The organism is Pantoea phytobeneficialis, from assembly GCF_009728735.1.
Taxonomy (GTDB): Bacteria; Pseudomonadota; Gammaproteobacteria; order Enterobacterales; family Enterobacteriaceae; genus Pantoea; species Pantoea phytobeneficialis.
Genome location: NZ_CP024636.1, coordinates 1,722,829 through 1,737,657, shown reverse-complemented (window position 1 = coordinate 1,737,657; position 14,829 = coordinate 1,722,829). Strand labels below are relative to the sequence as shown.

General features: G+C 55.6%; 12 protein-coding genes. 7 read left to right on the top strand and 5 right to left on the bottom strand.

The genetic code is table 11. The annotated features are described in order from the left end of the window. The first annotated feature begins 53 nt into the window (after positions 1-53). The gene (locus tag CTZ24_RS08075; protein ID WP_208725260.1) at positions 54-1,175 is read left to right on the top strand and encodes a ribosomal protein uL16 3-hydroxylase; all 1,122 of its coding nucleotides are present in this window, start codon (positions 54-56) and stop codon (positions 1,173-1,175) included. A gap of 51 nt (positions 1,176-1,226) precedes the next feature. Here the strand turns inward: CTZ24_RS08075 and pepT are convergent, their stop codons facing one another. Continuing rightward, positions 1,227-2,453 (bottom strand): peptidase T, encoded by a 1,227-nt coding sequence (pepT, locus tag CTZ24_RS08070; protein WP_021185635.1) that lies wholly within the window; start codon positions 2,451-2,453, stop codon positions 1,227-1,229. A 306-nt stretch (positions 2,454-2,759) separates the two neighbouring features. On the opposite strand from pepT, the gene potA reads away from it, so the two are divergent. From potA to potD, 4 genes are read left to right on the top strand one after another with little or no spacing between them, the layout of a single operon-like run. Further along, complete coding sequence (potA, locus tag CTZ24_RS08065; RefSeq protein ID WP_208725259.1) at positions 2,760-3,875, top strand: spermidine/putrescine ABC transporter ATP-binding protein PotA; 1,116 nt, start codon at positions 2,760-2,762, stop codon at positions 3,873-3,875. Then, on the top strand, positions 3,868-4,719 hold the full coding sequence (gene potB / locus CTZ24_RS08060) for a spermidine/putrescine ABC transporter permease PotB (protein WP_200864680.1): 852 nt from the start codon (positions 3,868-3,870) through the stop codon (positions 4,717-4,719). The genes potA and potB overlap by 8 nt, the downstream gene beginning before the upstream one ends. Beyond that, positions 4,716-5,489: a spermidine/putrescine ABC transporter permease PotC gene (potC, locus tag CTZ24_RS08055; RefSeq protein ID WP_036627384.1), complete on the top strand. Its 774-nt coding sequence runs from the start codon at positions 4,716-4,718 to the stop codon at positions 5,487-5,489. Before potB ends, potC begins: the two co-directional genes overlap by 4 nt. A 10-nt stretch (positions 5,490-5,499) precedes the next feature. Next, on the top strand, positions 5,500-6,543 hold the full coding sequence (gene potD / locus CTZ24_RS08050) for a spermidine/putrescine ABC transporter substrate-binding protein PotD (RefSeq protein ID WP_021185631.1): 1,044 nt from the start codon (positions 5,500-5,502) through the stop codon (positions 6,541-6,543). 78 nt (positions 6,544-6,621) lie between these two features. Here potD and cobB read toward each other — a convergent pair whose 3' ends face one another. From cobB to lolC, 4 genes are read right to left on the bottom strand one after another with little or no spacing between them, the layout of a single operon-like run. Beyond that, complete coding sequence (cobB, locus tag CTZ24_RS08045; RefSeq protein ID WP_021185630.1) at positions 6,622-7,455, bottom strand: Sir2 family NAD+-dependent deacetylase; 834 nt, start codon at positions 7,453-7,455, stop codon at positions 6,622-6,624. 52 nt (positions 7,456-7,507) lie between these two features. Beyond that, positions 7,508-8,752: a lipoprotein-releasing ABC transporter permease subunit LolE gene (gene lolE / locus CTZ24_RS08040; RefSeq protein WP_208725258.1), complete on the bottom strand. Its 1,245-nt coding sequence runs from the start codon at positions 8,750-8,752 to the stop codon at positions 7,508-7,510. Next, positions 8,752-9,453 carry a lipoprotein-releasing ABC transporter ATP-binding protein LolD gene (gene lolD / locus CTZ24_RS08035; RefSeq protein WP_021185628.1) on the bottom strand — a complete coding sequence of 234 codons (702 nt, stop codon included), beginning with the start codon at positions 9,451-9,453 and terminating at the stop codon, positions 8,752-8,754. Before lolD ends, lolE begins: the two co-directional genes overlap by 1 nt. Beyond that, positions 9,446-10,645 (bottom strand): lipoprotein-releasing ABC transporter permease subunit LolC, encoded by a 1,200-nt coding sequence (gene lolC / locus CTZ24_RS08030; RefSeq protein ID WP_021185627.1) that lies wholly within the window; start codon positions 10,643-10,645, stop codon positions 9,446-9,448. The genes lolD and lolC overlap by 8 nt, the downstream gene beginning before the upstream one ends. A 230-nt stretch (positions 10,646-10,875) precedes the next feature. Here lolC and CTZ24_RS08025 point away from each other — a divergent pair, with 230 nt between their 5' ends. Beyond that, positions 10,876-11,085 (top strand): hypothetical protein, encoded by a 210-nt coding sequence (locus CTZ24_RS08025; RefSeq protein ID WP_021185626.1) that lies wholly within the window; start codon positions 10,876-10,878, stop codon positions 11,083-11,085. 94 nt (positions 11,086-11,179) lie between these two features. After that, positions 11,180-14,623, top strand: coding sequence for a transcription-repair coupling factor (mfd, locus tag CTZ24_RS08020; RefSeq protein ID WP_208725257.1), 3,444 nt, complete (start codon positions 11,180-11,182; stop codon positions 14,621-14,623). Positions 14,624-14,829 lie beyond the last annotated feature (206 nt).

Here is a 14,829-nt window from a genome sequence, read left to right as displayed (position 1 = left end):
GCACGCGGGCTGTTATACTTGCAGGCATTCATGGCCCTAACCGGAACCCTTCTATGGATTATCAGCTCGATCTTAACTGGCCCGATTTTATTCAGCGCTACTGGCAAAAACGCCCGGTGGTGCTCAAACGTGGTTTTAAAAACTTTATTGACCCTATTTCTCCTGATGAGCTGGCCGGTCTGGCAATGGAAAACGAGGTGGATAGCCGCCTGGTGAGCCACAACAACGGCAAATGGCAGGTAAGCCACGGTCCGTTTGAGAGTTATGATCATCTCGGCGAAAACAACTGGTCGCTGCTGGTGCAGGCGGTGAACCACTGGCATGAGCCTTCTGCGGCACTGATGCGTCCGTTCCGCTTCTTGCCCGACTGGCGCATTGACGATCTGATGATCTCCTTTGCCGTGCCGGGCGGCGGCGTAGGTCCCCATTTCGACCAGTATGATGTGTTTATTATTCAGGGCACCGGACGTCGTCGCTGGCGCGTTGGCGAGAAAGTGCCGATGAAACAGCATTGCCCGCACCCGGACCTGCTCCAGGTGGAACCCTTTGATGCCATCATCGATGAAGAGATGGAACCGGGCGATATTCTCTATATTCCGCCGGGATTCCCGCACGAAGGTTACTCGCTGGAAAACGCGCTGAACTACTCGGTAGGCTTCCGTGCCCCCAGTGGCCGTGAACTGATCAGCGGTTTTGCCGACTATGTGCTGGCGCATGAGCTGGGCAGCTATCGTTATAGCGATCCTGATGTCCCAACGCGTGATTGTCCGTCGCAAATCCTGCCATCAGAAGTGGAAGGCATCCGTGCGGCGATGTTGGATGTGATCAATCAGCCGGAACAATTTAACCAGTGGTTTGGCGAATTTATTTCCCAGTCACGTCACGAACTGGATATCGCGCCACCCGAGCCGCCGTATCAGCCAGATGAGATCTACGACGCCCTGCAACAGGGGGACGCCCTGACCCGTCTTGGCGGTCTGCGTGTGTTGACGCTGGGTGATGTGGTGTTCGTTAACGGTGAAAGCGTGGCTTGTAGCCACCCGGAAGTGCTGGCGGCGCTGGCCAATCGTCAGGTGTTGACGCTGGAAGATTTTGGTACTGCGTTGGATGACCCATCGCTGCTGGCGCAGCTCGCTGCACTGGTCAACAGTGGCTACTGGTTCTTCGCGGACTAACAACAGTATGCACTGAACCGTCACGGCGCGATAAACGCGCCGTGACGGACGTTATTTCTTCTCTGCCACCAGCGCTGCAAGGCGCACAATCACATCCACCGCCTGGGCCATCACGTTGAGTGAAGCAAACTCATGTTTGCCGTGATAGTTGTAGCCACCGGTAAACAGATTCGGGCACGGTAAACCTTTCCACGACAACGCTGAACCGTCAGTACCGCCGCGAATCGGTTTCACGTTTGGCTCGATGCCGCAATCACGCATCGCCTGCAACGCCAGCTCGATAATATGCGGGTGTGGCTCCACCTTCTCCCGCATATTGCGATAGCTGTCGCTGATCTCGACTTTTACCGAACACTCGCCGTGTAATCCCTTGCTGACCCGACGGCCAATCTCTTCCAGCAGCTGTTTACGTTTCGCGTAGTTGTCGGCGTCAAAGTCACGGATGATGTATTGCATCTCGGCATGTTCTACCGTGCCTTTGATGTTGTGCAGATGATAGAAACCTTCATAACCTTCGGTAAACTGGGGTTTTTCCTGCGCCGGGACTTCAGCATGGAAACGCATCGCCAACTCCAGCGCATTCACCATCACGCCTTTCGCGGTGCCGGGATGCACATTGTTACCGACGATTTTCACCACGGCTGACGCGGCATTAAAGTTCTCGAATTCGAATTCGCCAAGGTCGCTACCATCAACGGTATAAGCCCAGTCGGCGGCAAAATTCTCAATGTCGAAGTACGACGTACCACGACCAATCTCTTCATCCGGCGTAAAGGCGACACGAATCGCACCGTGCGGGATATCCCCTTTGGCAAGGCGCGCCATCGCCGTCATAATTTCCGCCACCCCGGCCTTATCATCGGCACCCAGCAGGGTTTTACCGTCGGTAGTAACCAGCGTATGACCAATCAATTTATGCAATATCGGGAACATCACTGGCGAAAGAATTTCGTCCCCATTGCCGAGGGCAATATCCCCGCCACGGTAGTTCTCAATAATCTGCGGATTGACATTCTTCGCGGTGAAATCCGGCGAGGTGTCCATATGCGAGATAAAGCCAATCACCGGGGTCGGCCAGTCAACATTCGCCGGTAAGGTGCCCATCACGCAGCAATGGTCGCTTAAGGTCACATCAACAAAACCCAGAGCCAGCAGTTCTTCCTGTAACTGACGTGCCAGCGTCCACTGCCCTTCGCTGCTTGGCACCTGTCGTGCCTGCGGTTTTGATTGGGTTTCTACCGCCACATAACTGAGAAAGCGCTCAAGTAATTGATCCATCGGTCATCCCTCTAAAGAACCTGCATTATTATCATAGGTCGCTGGTGACGCGATGTTGCGTCAAATCATTATCCATCAGGTTAGTCCCGTCCTGATGATTTGCTTAATCATCAAATAAAGAAAGATGACTTCCCTGCCAGCGTGTGTCCGTACAGCATACTCCGATTTTTTTCAGACTTTTCAAGGTAATTCCTCACTGAAACATGGCATTGGTGCTTTTTTCAGGTATTATCCCGCCCTTCATCACGGCAGGCCGTTACCAACGACTATGCTGTAATCAGATCATTTTCAGACTGAGTGACTAAAATGACGCAAACACGCGCGCAACAGGCGCTGGTTACGCTTTCTGGCATCAGTAAAGCTTTCGATGGTAAATCCATCATCTCCGACTTTCAGCTGACTATCCGCCACGGCGAATTTATCACCCTGCTGGGTCCCTCCGGCTGTGGCAAAACCACGATCCTGCGTCTGATTGCCGGACTGGAAGAGGCCGATAACGGTCGCATCATCCTTGATGGCAACGATATCACCGACACGCCCGCCGAGCACCGCCATATCAACACCGTGTTTCAGAGCTATGCGCTGTTTCCGCATATGTCGGTATTTGAGAACGTGGCTTTTGGCCTGCGGATGCAGAAAACCCCGGCGGATGAGATAACCCGGCGCGTCAACGAGGCGCTGGCGATGGTGCAGCTGGAAAGTTTTGCGCAGCGTCGCCCTCAGCAGCTCTCTGGCGGCCAACAGCAGCGCGTGGCAATCGCCCGTGCGGTGGTGAATCGGCCAAAAGTCTTGCTGCTTGACGAGTCGTTGTCAGCACTGGATTACAAACTGCGTAAGCAGATGCAAAACGAACTGAAAGCGTTGCAGCGTAAGCTGGGTATCACTTTTGTCTTTGTCACCCATGATCAGGAAGAAGCCCTGACCATGTCGGATCGCATCGTGGTGATGCGTGATGGACGGATTGAACAGGATGGCACGCCCCGCGAGATTTATGAAGAACCCGCCAATCTGTTTGTCGCCCGATTTATCGGTGAAATCAACGTGTTTGATGCCGAGGTGTTGAACAGCGATAACGCCCCCGGTGTTCGCGCACGCGTGGAAGGTCGGGAATGTGAGATCCACTGCCCTTTCCCGGTCGTCGCGGGTGATAAATTGCATGTTCTGCTGCGCCCGGAAGATTTACGTGTGGAAGAGATAGCAGACGACAGCCCCAGCGACCAGCTGATCGGCTATGTTCGCGAACGCAACTACAAAGGCATGACGCTGGAATCTACCGTCGAACTGGAAAACGGTAAGTTGCTTACGGTGAGTGAGTTCTTTAATGAGGACGATCCCGATTTTGACCACTCGCTAAACCAAAAAATGGCGGTGAGCTGGGTGCAAAGCTGGGAGGTGGTGCTGCCGTATGAAACTGATGCGTAATCGCCTGCAAAATTTTATTGTGGCAATGATTGTCGGCTGGCTGGCGCTGTTCGTGTTGCTGCCAAACCTGATGATCTTTGTCACCAGCTTTCTGACGCGTGACGATGCGCATTTCGTCAGCATGGTGTTTACCCTCAGTAACTACAGCCGTCTGGTCGACCCGTTATATGCCGAGGTGCTGCTGCATTCGCTGAATATGGCGGTGATTGCCACCCTCTGCTGCTTGCTGCTGGGTTATCCCTTCGCCTGGTGCCTGACCAGGCTGTCGCCCCGCCTGCGGCCGCTGATGTTGTTTCTGCTGATCGTGCCGTTCTGGACCAACTCGTTGATCCGCATCTACGGCCTGAAAATTTTTCTCAGCACCCGCGGCTGGCTGAATGATTTTTTGTTGTGGCTCGGGGTGATCGATGAACCTTTTCGCATTATGTACACGCCGCAAGCGGTGATCCTCGGGCTGATTTATATCCTGCTGCCGTTTATGGTGCTACCACTCTACTCCAGCCTGGAAAAACTGGACCGATCCTGTCTTGAGGCGGCGCGGGATCTCGGCGCGAATACGCTGCAACGCTTTATCCGCATCATTTTGCCGCTTACCATGCCGGGGATTGTTGCCGGTTGCCTGCTGGTGTTGATCCCGGCAATGGGTCTGTTCTACGTCTCCGATTTGATGGGTGGCGCCAGAAATCTGCTGATTGGTAACGTGATTAAAAGCCAGTTTCTCAACATCCGTGACTGGCCGTTTGGGGCCGCCACCAGCATCGTAATGACGCTGCTGATGGGGCTGATGCTGTTGTTTTACTGGCGCGCGGCGCGACTGCTGAATAACAAAGTGGAGCTGCAATAATGGCACGCTGGTTACGCGGCAGCTTTATGGCCGTCATTTACGCCTGGTTTTATATTCCGATCATAATCCTGATCGTCAATTCGTTTAATGCGTCACGCTTCGGCATCAACTGGCAGGGATTCAGTACCCAGTGGTACGGGTTGCTGATCAACAACGACAGTTTGCTCCAGGCGGCACAACATTCGCTGCTGATGGGGGTGCTCTCCGCCAGCTGCGCCACGATTATCGGTTCCCTGACGGCAGTCGCGCTGTATCGTTATCGTTTTCGCGGCAAACCTTTCGTCAGCGGCATGTTGTTCGTGGTAATGATGTCACCCGACATTGTGATGGCGATTTCGCTGCTGGTGCTGTTTATGTTGCTGGGCATCTCACTCGGCTTCTGGTCGCTGTTGTTTTCGCATATCACCTTTTGCCTGCCGTTTGTCGTCATTACCGTGTATTCACGTCTGAAAGGGTTTGATGTGCGTATGCTGGAGGCCGCCAGGGATCTCGGCGCCAGTGAAATCATCATCCTGCGCAAGATATTGCTGCCGCTGGCGCTGCCCGCGGTGGCTGCCGGGTGGCTGTTGAGCTTTACCCTGTCGATGGACGATGTAGTGGTTTCCTCCTTCGTCACCGGCCCAACGTTTGAAATTCTGCCGTTGAAAATTTACTCGATGGTGAAAGTCGGCGTCTCGCCCGAGGTGAACGCGCTGGCGACAATTTTGCTGCTACTGTCGCTGCTGTTGGTGGCAGCCAGTCAGCTGTTATTGCGCGATAAAACTAAATAGAGGACAACCCATGAATAAATGGTCTCACTGGCTGGCGGCTGGGGCGCTGGCACTGGGCATGCAGAGCGCACAGGCTGACGACAGCAACACGCTCTACTTCTACAACTGGACCGAATATGTGCCGCCGGGGCTGCTGGAGCAGTTCACCAAAGAAACTGGCATCAAGGTGATTTACTCCACCTACGAGTCTAACGAGAGCATGTATGCCAAGCTGAAAACCTGGAAAGATGGCGCGTATGACCTGGTGGTGCCCTCCACTTACTTTATCGCCAAAATGCGCAATGAAGGGATGTTGCAGAAAATTGATAAGTCTCAGTTGAGCAACTTTCACAACCTCGATCCGAATCTGCTCAACAAACCGTTCGATCCCAATAACGATTACTCGATCCCCTATATCTGGGGCGCAACCGCGATTGGCATCAATACCGACGCCATTGACCCGAAAAGCGTCAGCGGCTGGGCCGACTTGTGGAAGCCGGAATATAAACAAAGCCTGCTACTGACCGATGATGCACGCGAAGTGTTCCAGATGGCGCTGCTTAAGTTGGGATACTCGGGCAACACCCGTGACCCGAAGGAGATCGACGCGGCTTATGAAGAGTTGAAAAAGCTGATGCCGAACGTGCTGGCCTTCAACTCCGATAACCCAGGCAACCCTTATATGGAAGGGGAAGTGAATCTCGGCATGATCTGGAATGGTTCCGCCTATGTTGCGCGTCAGGCCGGCACACCGTTGCAGGTCATCTGGCCAAAAGAAGGCGGTATTTTCTGGATGGATAACCTGGCGATCCCGGCCAATGCCAAAAACAAGGCCGGCGCGCTGAAGTTGATAAACTTCCTGCTACGCCCGGAAGTCGCCGCAAAAGTGGCGGAAACCATTGGTTATCCGACGCCAAATCTGGCGGCGAAGAAATTGTTGCCAAAAGCGGTGGCGGAAGACCCGTCGCTGTATCCCTCAGCAGACGTGATTAACCACGGCGAGTGGCAGAATGATGTCGGCGATGCCAGCGTGCAGTACGAGACATTGTTCCAGAAACTCAAAGCGGGACGTTAACAAAAATGCGCGATAAATCGCGCCGCTACGAAACATGCACATATGTGTAGCGCCGTGATTTATCGCGCAACTTGTTGTTTATTTATACAACCCACGCAGAAAGGTGTGCACAAACTCCGGCACCACTACGCTCGCCAGGCCGTACTGACCTTCAGCAAATTCGTTACCGATATGGCTGGGTTCCAGATTCAGTTCCACTGTATGCGCGCCCTGTATTTTCGCCTCATGGACAAAACCGGCCGCCGGATAGACATGACCAGAGGTGCCAATCGCGATAAAAAGGTTGGCGCTATCGAGTGCCTGATAAATCTCTTCCATCCCCAGCGGCATTTCGCCAAACCACACCACATGCGGACGCAATGCGGAAGGGAACTGACAGCAGGTACAGCGGTCATCCGGGGTGAGATCGTCGGTCCAGTCAATCACCTGGCCGCTGCTGACACAGCGCACTTTCAGCAATTCACCGTGCATATGCAGCACGCGTTGGCTACCGGCGCGTTCGTGCAAATCATCGATATTTTGCGTCACCAGCAGGAAGTTATCGCCCAATACCTGCTCCAGCTCCGCCAGGGCCAGATGCGCCGCATTGGGTTGGATGTCAGGTTGTTGCAGTTGACGCCGACGTGCATTGTAAAACGCCTGTACCAGCGCCGGATCGCGGTGAAATCCTTCCGGGGTGGCAACATCTTCTACCTGATGTTCTTCCCACAGGCCATCCGCCGCGCGGAAGGTGCGAATGCCCGATTCCGCTGATATTCCCGCCCCGGTTAACACCACCACACGCGGTAAGGGATGCGCGGCCAGCTCGGCTTTACGATCGCGTTCAAAAATACGCTGGCGAAAGCGCTGATGCACTTTACGACGCGTTTTTTTATAGCGGGCGAGTCGTAAGCGACGACGGGGTGTGCGCATAAAGGCTCCTTAATCTGCGCAGCCGCGATACCGCCGCTGCGCCTGTTTGCGGTTACTGCCCGCTCAACACGCGGGCCGGGTCGATGCGGCTGGCGCGACGGGCCGGATACCAACTGGCGAGCAGGCTCAGAATTATAGCCGTGGCCAGGACGGAAATCACATCCAGCCAGTGCAGCTCTGACGGCAGGAAGTCGATAAAGTAGATATCTCCGGCCAGCAATTGATGGCCGGTAAGATGTTCCAGGCCGCGCATAATCGGTGTCAGATTCAGTGCCACCAGCACGCCAACCACCACGCCACTGACGCTGCCCAGCAACCCAGCGAGCAGCCCGTACCAGATAAAGATGGCGCGAATCAGGCCATCCTTCGCCCCGAGCGTGCGCAGCACCGCGATATCGCTACTCTTATCCTTCACCGCCATCACCAGCGTCGAGACGATGTTGAAGCAGGCGACGCCAATCACCAGCACCATCGCCAGATACATAATGGCGCGGATCATCTGAATATCACGGTACATATAACCGTAAGTCCCAATCCAGCTACGGATATAGACGTACGAATGGGTCACTTCACCGGCGTCACGCACCAGTTTCTGCGCCTTGAAGGGATCGCTCATTTTCAGCGCGATACCGCTGACGCTGTCACCCATATCCAGATACGTTTGCGCATCAGCCAGCGGCACCAGCGCCAGGCTGTGATCCAACATGCCGCTGAGTTGCAGAATACCGCTCACCTGCAAACGGATGCGTTTCGGCTGAAGCAGCTTATTTTCGCCATCATTGTTGGGGATCATGATGGTGATCCAGTCACCCTGCTTCACGTTTAGCGACTTAGCGATACCACCGCCCAAAATGATTTGCTGTTTTCCGGCCGCAAATTGTGACCAGGCATCACCAGCAACAAAACGCGGCAGCGCACTGAGGCGCGGCTCCTGTTGCGGATCCACCCCTTTGACCTGGAGCGCCTGTAACTTCGCGCCGCTCTCAATCAAGCCGGTAAAGTTGATGTAAGGGGCGGCGGCGGCAATACCCGGCACCTGCTCGATCGGCGCAATCATCGGCTGCCAGTTGCGAAACGGCTGGTTTACCGGCTCGATTTCACCGTGCGGCACCACCGCCAGAATGCGGTTATTCAATTCCCGTTCGAAGCCGTTCATCGCACTCAGGCCGATGATCAACACCGCCACGCCCAGCGCGATACCGACGGTGGAGATAATCGAAATCAGCGACACCATGCCGCCACGCCGACGGCCACGGCTGAAGCGCAGCCCCAGCAGTAGGGATAACGAAGGCGTCATTACTGCGCTCCCAGCGTTAAATGTTCGCTCAACTGACCGTCGCGCATCTCCATCTGACGGCTGAGACGTTTCGCCAGCTGTAAATCATGTGTCACCACCAGAAATGCGGTGCCCTGGCGGGTATTGAGTTCACCCAGCAACTCAAAGATCGCATCAGCGTTGCGGGCATCGAGGTTGCCGGTTGGCTCATCCGCCATTACCAGACGCGGGCGATTCACCAGCGCACGGGCAATCGCCACACGCTGCCGTTCACCACCGGATAACTCGGAAGGACGGTGCGCAGCGCGTTTCTCCAGCCCAACGGCCGCCAGCATCTCACGGGCGCGCGCTTCCGCTTCACCTTTGGCCGCTTTACCAATCAGCAGCGGCATCGCCACGTTTTCCAGCGCGGTGAAATCCGGCAGCAGGTGATGGAACTGATAAATAAAGCCCAACTCACGGTTGCGCAGCTCAGCTTTGGCCGAAGAGGACATCGCATTCAGGGATTTACCATCAAAGATCACATCGCCAGAGGTTGGCGCATCCAACCCGCCCAGCAGATGCAGCAAAGTACTCTTACCGGAACCGGAGCTGCCGACAATCGCCGTCAGTTCACCGGGTTGCAGGCTGAAAGCCACGTTGCGCAGCACATCGGTCTGCACGCTGCCTTCCTGATAGCGTTTGCACAGGTCACGACACTGCAACAAAGGGGTGTTACTCATAACGTAAGGCCTCAGCGGGTTGAACGGCGGCAGCGCGCCATGACGGATAAAAAGTAGAAAGCAGCGCCACGGCCATCGACACCAGCGCAATGGTGACCACCTGCCAGACATTGATGTCCACCGGCAACGCGGCACCATCGAGGAACAGGCCAATCACCGGCAGCAAATGGTTGAGCTGGCTGGCGAGCAACACCCCCAGCAGCGTGCCGAGCAACGCACCGATAATACCGGCGCTGGCGCCCTGCACCATAAACACCGCCACAATCTGCCGACGGGTTAAGCCCTGGGTTTGCAGAATCGCCACTTCGGCCTGCTTTTCCATAATCAGCAGGCCCAGCGAGGTAATGATGTTAAACGCGGCGACAGCAATGATCAGACTGAGCAGCAGCCCCATCATATTTTTCTCCATGCGTACCGCCTGGAACAGATCGCCTTTGCGCTCGCGCCAGTCTTTCCACACCAGGCCATCGGCCAGTTTTTGCTGGCTGAGGGTATCCACGTCGAGCGGTTTATCCAGCCACAGACGCCAGCCGGTGATGTTGCCAAGCGGATAGCGCATCACGCGTGAGGCATCTTGCTGATTCACCAGGATCTGGTAGCCGTCCACTTCGCTGTTGGCGGCATAGGTACCCGCCACGGTAAAGATACGCTGGCTCGGCACACGGCCTACCGGCGTAAACTGGCTGACTGACGGCACCATCAGACGCAGCTGGTCGCCACGTTTGACGCCCAACTGCCCGGCCAGTTGCTCACCGAGAATCACGTTGTATTGTCCGGCTTGCAGCACGCTCTGCGGGGTATTGACCAGATAAGGGGTTAAGGGGTCTTTTTCGTCCGGGTTGATGCCAAGCATCACCCCGACTGAAACATTGTGGGCGCTTTGCAGCACCACATCGGCGGTGGTCAATGGCGCGACACGGCTGACGCCCTGCAAATTAAGGCTTTGCGCCGTGAGTTGCTGCGGATTGATGCTGCCTTTATCGCTGGTCACCAGCGCCTGCGGCATCAGACCGAGGATATTGCCCTCCAGCTCTCGCTCGAAGCCGTTCATCACCGACAGCACTGTCACCAGCGCCAGCACTCCCAGCGTAATGCCGATAGTGGAGAGCCAGGAGACGAAGCGACCGAAGCGGTCTGAAGCGCGGCCACGCATGTAGCGCAGGCCGATGAATAACGCGACTGGTTGATACATGAGATCCGTCTTGGCAGTAGCCTGAAAATAAGTAGTGGGATGATAAAGGAGCCGCCTGCTTTATGAAACCTCTAACCCTCTGAGTCTGCGGCAAAGTTGCGTCAAAATGCGTCGCATAGCGACCTCATGCACAAAAAAGCGACAAAATAATGACGTTAATTGTACGTTTATTGGTCAGCCGCTGCGGTAAACTACACTAAGTAGTGATGTTGAGTGTGGGGGTACAACATATGCTCAAGTTTCCCAAAGGCAGTATCGTTAAACACAAATCGGGTGAAATTAAAGGCGTGATCGTCAACGTGTTCGAGCAGGGTGATGCGCCAACCGGTTATTACGTGAAGTGGGACGACGGTAACCACAGTTATCATCTGGAACAGGAACTCTCCTGGGCCAACGTCGATCGACCGCGTATGCATTATACGCAGCAATCAATTAAGTAACGGAACCGGGAAAAAAGCACCGCGACAGGTGATCCTCAGGGCGGATTGTGGAATGATGACGCCCTGGAATAAAAGGAGAGAATGTCGAGACCCCATGTCCGAACAGAGTCGTTATACCCTGCCAGTCAAAGCCGGTGACCACCGTCAACTCGGTCAACTGGTGGGAGCCGCCCAGGCGGTTGAGTGTGCCAGCATCACCGAACATCATCAGGGTCCGGTGCTGATGATTACCCCGGATATGCAATCTGCCCTGCGACTACAGGAAGAGATTCGCCAGTTCACCGATCTGCCGGTCAGTAACCTCGCCGACTGGGAAACGCTGCCCTACGACAGCTTCTCCCCGCATCAGGACATTATCTCCTCCCGTTTGTCCACCTTGTATCAATTGCCGACCCTGACTCAGGGCATGCTGATCATGCCGGTGAACACGCTGATGCAGCGCGTTTGCCCGCACAGCTTTTTACACGGCCATGCGCTGGTGATGCGTAAAGGGCAACAGCTTTCGCGCGATGCCCTGCGCGACCAACTGGAACAAGCCGGTTATCGCCATGTCGACCAGGTGATGGAGCACGGGGAATATGCCACGCGTGGCGCGCTGCTCGACCTGTTCCCGATGGGGAGCGATCAGCCGTACCGCATTGACTTCTTTGATGATGAAATCGATAGCCTGCGCCTGTTTGATGTCGACAGCCAACGCACGCTGGAAGCGGTCGACGCCATCAATCTACTACCAGCCCATGAATTCCCGACCGATAAAGCCGCCATTGAACAGTTTCGCACCCGCTGGCGCGAAACCTTTGATGTGCGCCGCGAAGCGGAACACGTTTATCAGCAGGTGAGCAAAGGCACCCTGCCCGCCGGGATTGAATACTGGCAGCCGCTGTTTTTCGAGCAGGCGCTGCCGACGTTATTCAGCTACCTACCTGCCAACACTTTGATTGTTAACAGCGGCGACCTGGAAAGCAGCGCGCAGCGCTTCTGGCAAGACGTCAATGCGCGTTTTGAAAACCGCCGTATCGACCCGATGCGCCCACTGCTGGAGCCGGTGGCGTTGTGGCTGCGTCCGGATGCGTTATTCAGTGAGCTGAAAGCCTGGCCACGCGTCCAGTTAAGCAGCGAAACGCTGGCTGACAAGGCCGCCAATACCAACCTCGGCTATCAACCGCTGCCGGAACTGACGGTGCAGGCTCAGGCCAAAGCGCCACTCGATCTGCTGCGTCAGTTCCTGGAACAGTTCAACGGTCCGGTGGTGTTCTCAGTCGAGAGCGAAGGCCGGCGTGAAAGCTTGCAGGAACTGCTGGCGCGCATCAAATTGCGTCCACAGCCCATCAGCCGCCTGGCGGACGCCAGCGCACAACCGCACAGCCTGATGATTGGTGCCAGCGAACGCGGTTTTATCGATAACGCACGCCAGCTGGCGTTTATCTGTGAAAGCGACCTGCTGGGCGAGCGTGTCAGCCGCCGCCGTCAGGACAACCGCCGCACCATTAACCCGGATGTGCTGATCCGCAACCTCGCCGAGTTGCATCCCGGTCAGCCGGTGGTGCATCTGGAACACGGCGTGGGACGTTATATTGGCCTGACCCGACTGGAAGCCGGGGGGATTGAAGCCGAATATCTGATGCTCTCCTACGCTGGCGACGCCAAACTGTATGTGCCGGTCTCGTCGTTGCATCTGATCAGCCGTTACGCCGGGGGCGCTGACGAAAACGCGCCGCTGCACAAGCTGGGAAGCGATGCCTGGTCCCGCGCCCGTCAGAAAGCGGCAGAAAAAGTGCGCGACGTGGCAGCAGAACTGCTGGATATCTATGCCCAGCGCGCCGCCAAAGCCGGTTTTGCCTTTAAGCACGACCGCGATCAATACCAATTGTTCTGTGAAGGCTTCCCGTTTGAAACCACGCCGGATCAGGCCCAGGCGATCAACGCCGTACTGAGCGATATGTGTCAGCCGCTGGCCATGGATCGTCTGGTGTGCGGTGACGTGGGCTTCGGTAAAACCGAGGTTGCGATGCGCGCCGCCTTCCTGGCGGTGGAGAACAGCAAACAGGTGGCGGTACTGGTGCCCACCACCCTGCTGGCTCAGCAGCACTACGATAATTTCCGCGATCGTTTTGCCAACTGGCCCATCCGCATTGAGATGCTGTCACGCTTCCGCAGTGCCAAAGAGCAAAACCAGATACTGGAGCAGGCGGCAGAGGGCAAAGTTGATATCCTGATCGGCACGCACAAGCTACTGATGAGTGACCTGAAGTGGCACGATCTCGGGCTGTTAATTGTCGATGAAGAACACCGCTTTGGTGTGCGTCACAAGGAGCGCATCAAGGCGATGCGCGCCGATGTCGATATTCTGACGCTGACCGCGACCCCGATCCCGCGTACCCTGAATATGGCGATGAGCGGCATGCGCGATCTGTCGATTATCGCTACGCCACCGGCACGCCGTCTGGCGGTGAAAACCTTTGTGCGCGAGTACGATAGCCTGGTGGTGCGTGAAGCAATTCTGCGTGAAGTGCTGCGCGGCGGCCAGGTTTACTATCTGTACAACGATGTGGAAAACATCGAAAAGGCGGCCCAACGGCTGGCGGAACTGGTGCCGGAAGCCCGCATCGCCATTGGTCACGGCCAGATGCGTGAGCGCGATCTGGAACGGGTGATGAACGATTTCCACCACCAGCGCTTCAACGTGCTGGTGTGTACCACCATCATCGAAACTGGTATCGACGTGCCAAGCGCCAATACCATCATCATCGAACGCGCCGACCATTTTGGCCTGGCGCAGTTGCATCAGTTGCGTGGTCGTGTCGGCCGTTCGCACCACCAGGCGTATGCCTGGTTGCTGACCCCACATCCGAAAGCCATGACCACCGACGCACAAAAGCGACTGGAAGCTATCGCCTCACTGGAGGATTTGGGTGCCGGTTTTGCGCTGGCGACCCACGATCTGGAGATTCGCGGGGCCGGTGAATTGCTGGGTGAAGATCAGAGCGGCCAGATGGAAACCATCGGGTTTACCTTGTATATGGAGCTGCTGGAAAGCGCGGTCGATGCGCTGAAGGCCGGACGTGAACCCTCGCTGGAAGACCTCACCAGTAACCAGACGGACATTGAGCTGCGTATGCCAGCGCTGCTGCCGGATGATTTTATCCCTGATGTGAACACCCGTCTGTCATTGTACAAACGCATCGCCAGCGCCAGCGATGACGGCGAACTGGCTGAGCTTAAGGTGGAGATGATTGACCGCTTTGGCTCCCTGCCTGATGCAGCACGTAATCTGCTGGATATTGCAGCGTTGCGTTTAGTTGCGCGTCAGCTGGGTGTGCGCCGCATCGAGGCCAGTGAAAAAGGCGGTTTCTTTGAGTTCGCGCCGCAGAATCACGTCGATCCTGGCTGGTTGATTGGTCTGCTGCAAAAAGACCCGCGCCAGTGGAAGCTGGATGGTCCGACACGCCTGAAATTCACCCGCGATTTAGCCGAGCGCAAAACGCGCATGGAGTGGGTGCAGAATTTCGTCAGTGACCTGATGAAAAATCGAGTGTAAGGCTTATTGCTGGTGCGCAGCAATGCGCATCAGCTTAAATTAAATTAATGGTTTTATCATTCCATTGAAAACACCATAAATTGATTGTCTTTATATATCATAAAATTAAACATGACTCTTTTTAACCCCGCCCACGTAAAATATCAGCCCTGATACTGGATAAGCCCAGGGTTGCTGACTATCTTTCTCATCAGTCCATTTTATGC